Origin of the sequence: Streptomyces maremycinicus (genome assembly GCF_001184025.1) — a bacterium.
Lineage (GTDB): Bacteria > Actinomycetota > Actinomycetes > Streptomycetales > Streptomycetaceae > Streptomyces > Streptomyces maremycinicus.
Genome location: NZ_BBYG01000024.1, coordinates 174293 through 180292, shown reverse-complemented (window position 1 = coordinate 180292; position 6000 = coordinate 174293). Strand labels below are relative to the sequence as shown.

3 protein-coding genes and 1 pseudogene are annotated in these 6000 nt (G+C 74.4%); 2 read left to right on the top strand and 2 right to left on the bottom strand.

The features are described from left to right. Window positions 1-224 (top strand): annotated as a pseudogene (locus tag AOQ37_RS35565) (IS110 family transposase); the annotation flags it as partial. Between the two features lie 885 nt (window positions 225-1109). Here the strand turns inward: AOQ37_RS35565 and AOQ37_RS35555 are convergent. After that, window positions 1110-2111, bottom strand: a complete 1002-nt coding sequence (locus AOQ37_RS35555) for a ScbA/BarX family gamma-butyrolactone biosynthesis protein (protein ID WP_062650849.1) — start codon at window positions 2109-2111, stop codon at window positions 1110-1112. A 523-nt stretch (window positions 2112-2634) separates the two neighbouring features. Here AOQ37_RS35555 and AOQ37_RS35550 point away from each other — a divergent pair. Beyond that, window positions 2635-3105, top strand: coding sequence for a carboxymuconolactone decarboxylase family protein (locus AOQ37_RS35550; RefSeq protein WP_234437124.1), 471 nt, complete (start codon window positions 2635-2637; stop codon window positions 3103-3105). A gap of 1408 nt (window positions 3106-4513) precedes the next feature. On the opposite strand, the gene AOQ37_RS35545 is transcribed toward AOQ37_RS35550, so the two are convergent. Further along, complete coding sequence (locus tag AOQ37_RS35545) at window positions 4514-5992, bottom strand: FAD-dependent monooxygenase (protein WP_062650843.1); 1479 nt, start codon at window positions 5990-5992, stop codon at window positions 4514-4516. Window positions 5993-6000 lie beyond the last annotated feature (8 nt).

Genomic DNA, 6000 nt, shown 5'->3' with positions numbered 1-6000 from the left:
AACGTTACAACCGGCGCCTGCGCTGGTTGTTCTACATGTCCGCGCAGTCGTCGATGATGCGGACGGGCCCCTCCCGGGACTACTACCTCAAGAAGCGGGCCGAGGGCTTGATCCACACGCAGGCGCTTCTCGCGCTCGCCCGACGCCGGGTGAACGTGCTCTGGGCGATGCTGCGTGACAAGAGGCTCTTCACCTCCGCCCCACCAGTCACGCAGACGGCTTGACACGGTCATTGAGATTCTTCTGGCCGCCCCGGCTCTCGCGGGGTGCTGCCTGCCCGCAGTGATGCGGGAGTCCACCCGGGGACGCAGCCTGATGAAGCATCGCCGCATCCGGGGCGTTTGCGCGGAACCCGAAGCAGTTCAACAGGCAGCCTCATTACATTCGGGACTTCTGGTGGCTCTGCCTGCCCACCGAGCTTGCACCGGGCACGCAGCGCCCCACCGGAAAAGGCACCAACGCGGCCCCAGTGCCGGGGATGACCGTCCCCTGCCCGATCAAGTCGCCCGAGGGGGCCCCTAAACCCTGCGCCATCCTCGTCCCGGTGTCACCAGCCGGGCTCACGAAGAAGCTCTTCGTCGCAGGCAAGCCCGTTCTGCTGGCCTCCGCAGGCGGCCCGACGCGGGCCCTTCTCGCCGTCCCCGCTGTCTCGCGGAGTACCGCCCCGCCGTTCGCGGGTCATCGCCCCCGCCTCCCGCCGCGGCTGACCCGGCTCGGCCGGCACGGCTGCCCTCCCCCGCCTCGCCGGGACGCTGCCCGCCGGGGGCACCGTCCCGCGCGGCGCCCCGCCGCAGGCCCTTCCCGTCCCGCAGGCCGGTACCCGCAAGCAGCGCCCGCCGGGGTGCCGGCCTGCCGGGGGCCGGCTGCCGGGGGCCGGCCGCCTGGGCGTGTGGCCCCCAGGGTCTGTGCCCCGGGGCCTGTGTCCCGGGGCGTGTGCTGCTGGTTCTGTGTCCCTGGGAGGGTGTCCCGGGGCGTACTGCCCGGGGTGTGTGTCGTGGGGTGGGTGTCCCGGGGTGTAACGCCCGGGTGTGGGTTGCGGGCTGGTGTCCGGCGGGGCTGCGTGGCCGGTGTCCGGCGGGGCTGGCGGGGCGGGGTGGCGGGTGGCGGGTCTATTCGGTGGGGGCTGCCATGGTGATGGTGGAGCGGAACACGGGGTGGCCGTCCTGTTCGGCGGTGACCTGGACGCTTTCCGGGTGACCGGGGCGCGGCGGTGCGGTGCGGCGGGCCTCGATCATGGTGGGGGTGTCGAGTTCGGTGTAGCGCAGGAACTCGCTGGTGATGTCGAGCGGCAGGCAGGCGCGGCCCAGGGTCGCGGCGGTGGCCTGGCGGGCGGCTTCGAGGAGCACCATGCCGGGGACGTGGTCGACGGGGTGGTCGAAGAGCACGGGGTGGCGGGTGTCGACCCGCAGCTGCCAGCGGCCTGCCCGGCCGGCGGGGGAGAGCACCACGTCCACCGGTGACATCCGTCCCACGCTCTGCGGGGGCTCGGGAGCGGTCAGGGCCAGCACCCGGGCTCCGGCGCCCGCGCTGAGGCGGCCGGCGCGCAGCCGCCGGTAGACGGCCGGCGCGACACAGGTGAACGAGCCGCCGCCGGTCGCGGCGAGGTGGCCCTCGCGGTAGATCTCCACCGTGATGCGGCAGCCGGTCAGGGCGCCGCCGCGGCGCCGCCTGACCTGCGAGCAGCTCACGTCGACGTCCAGCGACGCCGGGGCCAGGCCGACCCGCACGTGGCGGGGGCGCACCTGCACGTGCAGGTCCTCCACCAGGAGGTGATGGCCCAGCGGCACACCGAACTCGGCGTGGGCCAGCAGGATCCCGGTCTGGCGGATCGTCTCGGCGGCGATCAGCGGGTCGTGGCAGCCGTCCACGGCGGCGAAGAAGCTGTGCCCGCGGGGCCACTGGGCGGCGACGGTGAAACGCAGGTCGTCCACCCGCGCCCAGTCGGTGAGCAGGACCTCGGCGACGCTGGCGCGGTGGACGAACTCCTTGGGCACGGTGGTGGTCAGGGACGGCGGGAGGGCGTCACCGGCCCCCGCGGGTCTGTCTGCGCCCGCCTGTTCGTGTGCTGCGCCGGATATCGCGCGGTGTATGCGGAACGCGCTCGCAGACATAGCTCCCCCTGAGCCGCCTCGGCCTTGAATTCCGAGGGGGGATGCCCCCCTCGGAAAAACGAAGATACATACCAGCCGGTTTACTTTCCACCGGGAAGGCACAGCTCCGCTCCCACGATAAATGGAGTGATGTATTCCCGGATTTTCAAGTGATCATCTGCCCGGTCGCGAGGGTCCGTCAACTGCGGTTCTTGCGGCCCGCGTTCCATCCGCCCCCGCTACCCGCACGCCGCCGCCCGCCGTGCGCGCGGGCCCTGTGCGCGGCAACTCGAGCGGTTCCAAAGCCGTTCTTGAGCGGCCCGCCCGCGCAGCGCCCGGACGGAAAGAAAAACGGGGAAGATCCTTCGGACACCGGCCGGACGCCAACTGTTCATCCCGGGGGCGGAGTTCAGCCTTCCGCCGTCCGGGGGTGAGGCATTTCGCCCCGGGCCGTCACAACGCGGGCCGTGATCCGTCAGGGAGGTGAGGACAGCTCGAGAACACAACCGATGAGCGGATCACGCTCCGCCCCGAGGAGGAAACCGTGGGATCACGCATACCCAACCCCGTCACCCTCGTCCCCGAACTGGCAGAGGTGGCAGGCGCGCTGCGCAAGGCCGGCGCGAACGGCGCGCTGCCGCAGACCACGATCGGCCTGATCCACCTGCGTACCGGCCAGCTCATCGGCAACACCTACGCGGCTCTGCGCAACGCGGCCGCCCTGCGCGAGGCGGGGGAGTCACCCGAGCGGATCGCGGCCGTGGCCACCTGGTGGGACGCCCCCTACTTCACCGACGCCGAACGGGCCGCGCTGGAACTGGCGGAGGCCGTGCTCCAGCCGAGCACCTGGGGCGAGCGCGTCTCCGACGAGCTGTACACGGAAGTCGCCCGGCACTACGACGACAAGGCGATCGCCACGCTGGCCCTGGTCATCGGACAGGCCGGATTCTGGGGGGCGTTCGCCCTCATCGGCAAACCGGTCCCCGGAGTGGGCCCGGCCGAGCAGTGGGCCTGAAGCCCCGCCCGCCCCTCCGCCCGTCCGCCGGCCGGCCGCGCCCCCGGCCCGCCCCGGCCCGGGGTGCGGGGGTGACAGCGCCCGCACCCACGCGAGGGCCGGGGTGCGGGGAGCGGCACGGCGCGTTCCCGGCCCCCGGTGACGCAGGGACGTCCGGCGTCCAGGCGTCCGCCTTCAGACAGCCCGTCCGTCTTCCACCCCGTGCCCGCCTTCCGCCCGCGGCCCGTCGCCCCCGCCGCGTCCGGGTGCCCGCGAGTGAGAGCTCCGGCCGCCGGTGCGCCGCGCCCGGGCGGGAGTTCCCGGGCCTGCCCCGAAAGGGGACCTTGGTTTTGGCTGATCACGCTCCGGGGCCTGGTGATCTGACGGCCAGCCAGGGGGTCCGGCTGTAACCGTTGCTGCCGCGGGGCATCGAGCCGGGCGGTCGTCCGCCGGTACGGACGCGGCGGCAGCTGATGGACGGCGTACCGGGGCTGACCCGGACCGGCGCCCCCTGGCCAGACGTGCCCGACCTGTATCGGCCATGGGCCATGGGCCATGGGTCGTGGGACCGGGGCTGCAACCTGTTCCGGCGCCGGCAGCGGGACGGGACGTGGGGTGAGGATCCTGATCCAGCCGCAGACCGGGGCGGACGCGAAAGGGCTGATCATCAGGGACGTGAACGTCGCCTCCACCGCCGCCGGGCTCACCGGCATGCGGCCGGGACGGCGAACAGGAGCGCCTGCGGAAGGAGCCGTCCGGTGGGGTACCTGCCGAGTCGGCCGGGCCGAGGGCCTCCTTCTCCGGGCCGGGCCTCCTTCTCCGGGCCCGGGTCGCATCGCGCCCCGCCGTCGCGGCGCGCCCCGGCGCCCGCGGCGCTCCAGGCTCTGCGGGGGACCGGCGCGTGAACGGCGCGTCCAGGGCCAGCGACCGGCCTTGCCGGCGGCGGAGCGCTCTGCCCGGCCGCCCGCCGAACGGACGTGACGTCGGCCTGGCGAGAACGGGCGCCCCGCCAGGCGGACGTGGCGTCGGTCGGAGAGAACGAGTCCCCTGGCGTAAGGCTTGGCGTCGGCTAGGAGGAACGGGCCGCCCGCCGCGAGGACTTGGCGTCGGCTGAGAGGGAACGGGCCGCCCGCCGGGCGGACCTGGCGTCGGCCAGGAAAGAACCGGCCGCTCACCAGGGAAGAACCCGGCGCCGGCCGGGAAGAACCGGCCGACGCCGGGAAAGGCATGGCGCCGCCGTGCAGAATCCGGCGCCGGCGGTGACGCCTGCCGGAGGCCGCCGCCGGGCCCGGCAGCGGCCGGGACGGTGGTGCCGGGTGCCGGGTGCCGGGTGCCGGGTGCCGGGTGCCGGGCGGCGGGCGGCGGGCTGTGCGGGCCGTGCGGGCCGGGCGGGCCGTGTGTGCGGGGGGTGGCGGGGTCTCCTGGGGGGTCAGGCGGGGTCGGGGGTGCCGAACCAGTGGTGCAGGGCTGTGGTGAGGGTGTCGGGGTCGTCGCCGGCCCAGGCGATGTAGCCGTCGGGGCGTACCAGCAGGGCGGTGGCGCCGCCGAAGTCGTCGGGGGAGTCCGGGGCGGCGGTGACGGTGGTGACGCGGTCCTTCCAGCCGGCCGCGGCCGACCGCAGGGCGGGTGCGTCGGCCAGGTCGAGCAGGACGCCCAGTGCCGGGTGCAGCAGGTCGGGGGTGCGTACCGGGCCGCCGCCGGTGCTCAGCGGGCGCGGCGGCAGCCGGCGGCCGGCGAGCGGGTGGGCGCCGGCGCCCATGTCGTAGCGGATGTCGAGGTGGCTGACCGCGCCCGCCAGGTGCCGGCGGACCTCCTCGAGGGCGATCAGCTCGGCGTACAGGTCGCGCAGTGCCTGCGACTCGTCGCCGCCGAACAGGGCCATTCCCTGGGCGCGGGTGTTCGACAGCAGCCGGGCGCCCACCGGGTGGCGTTCGTCGTGGTAGGTGTCCAGCAGGCCCTCGGGCGCGGTGCCGCGGACGGTGGCGGCGAGTTTCCAGCCCAGGTTGGCCGCGTCCTGCACGCCGGTGCTCATGCCCTGGCCGCCCGCCGGGAGATGGATGTGCGCGGCGTCCCCGGCGAGCAGCACCCGGCCCTGCCGGTAGCGGTCGGCCTGGCGGGTGGCGTCGGTGAAGGAGCTCACCCACAGGGCCCGGCCGCCGGAGATGTCCTCGCCGGTGACCCGCTGCCAGATCGCGGCGACCTCGTCGAAGCCGGGCGTCTCGCTGTGGTCGGCGAGCGTGGTGTCGTAGGCGGACAAGATGATGCGGGCCACCCCGTCGGGCATGGGGAAGACCTGCACCAGGCCCAGCGGCAGCCGCTCGCCGAGCGGGCGCAGGCGCACCCCGGAGCCGCTCACGTCGGCCAGGTACATCAGCTGGGTGCCCGCGGTGCCGGGGAAGCCGATCCCCGCGGCCTTGCGCACCGGGCTGCGGGCGCCGTCGGCGCCCACCACGTACGGGGCGCGCAGCCGGCGCCGGGCGCCGTCGGGCAGGGACACGGTGACGGTGACGCCGTCCTCGTCCTGCTCCAGGGCTTGGAAGGTGTGGCCGCGGCGGATGTCGGCGCCCAGTTCGCCCGCCCACCGCTCCAGCACCGCCTCGGTCTGGGACTGCGGGATGCCGCGCGCGCCGAAGTTGGCGTCCTCAAGGACGGTGTAGTCGAAGGGGACCCCGCCGAAGTGGCCCATCGCGCTGGTCTCCAGCGCGCCGAAACGCGGCACGAGACCGCGCTGGTCGAACGTCTCCAGGGCGCGGGTGGTGAAGCCGAGGGCACGCGACTGCCCGGTCGGCTGCTCCAGGGCCTCGGCGACGATCACGCTCGCCCCGCCCAGGCGCAGTTCCCCGGCCAGCATCAGACCGGTGGGACCGCCCCCGACGACGATGACGTCCGCATCAAGCTTGCTGTCCATGTGAGTCC